1 pseudogene is annotated in these 1,075 nt (G+C 76.7%); it reads left to right on the top strand.

Annotated elements, in window-relative coordinates:
• Positions 1-968: pseudogene (locus tag JNW87_RS39030) on the top strand (bifunctional [glutamine synthetase] adenylyltransferase/[glutamine synthetase]-adenylyl-L-tyrosine phosphorylase); the annotation flags it as partial.
• Between the last annotated feature and the right edge of the window lie 107 nt (positions 969-1,075).

Here is a 1,075-nt window from a genome sequence, read left to right as displayed (position 1 = left end):
GCACGCTCGGCGACATCGACGTGGTCGGCAGCGCCCTGTCCGACGTCACCGACGCCACCCTGGCCGCCACGCTGCGGACCGCCCGGGCCACCCAGCCGGAGCTGCCCGGGCTGCGGTTCGCGGTGATCGGCATGGGCCGGCTCGGCGGGTACGAGTCGAACTACCTCTCCGACGCCGACGTGCTCTTCGTCTACGACCCGCCTGCGGGGGCGAACGAGAGCGCGGCCAGCGGGGCCGCGCAGGCGATCGCCGAGGAGCTGCGTCGGCTGCTCGGCGTACCCGCCCCGGACCCGCCCCTCGGGGTGGACGCCGACCTGCGTCCGGAGGGACGGCAGGGCCCGCTGGTCCGCAGCCTCGCCGCGTACGCCCAGTACTACGCGCGCTGGTCGAAGGTGTGGGAGGCGCAGGCGCTGCTGCGCGCCCGGTTCGTCTGCGGCGACGCCGACCTCAGCGCCGAGTTCGAGGCGATGGTCGACCCGGTGCGCTACCCGCCCGACGGGCTGACCCGTGAGCAGGTGGTGGAGATCCGCCGGATCAAGGCGCGGGTGGAGAACGAGCGGCTGCCCCGCGGCGCCGACCCGGCCACCCACACCAAGCTGGGCCGGGGCGGTCTGGCCGACGTGGAGTGGGCGGTGCAGCTGCTCCAGCTCCGGCACGCGGGCCGGGTGCCGGCGCTGCGCGGCACGCGTACCCTCGACGCGCTCGCCGCCGCCCGGGACGCCGGCCTGGTCGACGCGGACGACGCCGCGGCGATGGCCGCCGGCTGGACTCTCGCGGCGCAGGTCCGCAACGCGCTCATGCTGGTCCGGGGCCGGGCCGGCGACCAGCTGCCCCGGCACGGGGTGGAGCTGGCCGGCGTCGTCCGGCTGCTCGGCCGGGACGACCCCGGCGAGTTCCTGGACGAGTACCTGCGCACCGGCCGTCGCTCCCGAGCGGCGATGGAGCGGGTCCTCGACACCCCCGCCTGACCGGCCCGCCACGGCTGGCCCGGTTTTCGGCCTGGCTCGGTTTTCGGCCTGGCTCGGTCTTGGGCCCGGCCCGGTTTTTGGCCCGGCCCGCATTTCGGCCCGGCCCG

The organism is Micromonospora sp. ATA51 (assembly GCF_016802855.1).
Lineage (GTDB): Bacteria > Actinomycetota > Actinomycetes > Mycobacteriales > Micromonosporaceae > Micromonospora > Micromonospora sicca.
The sequence above is the reverse complement of the archived record's forward strand: the minus strand, read 5'-3'. Positions and strand labels throughout refer to the sequence as shown.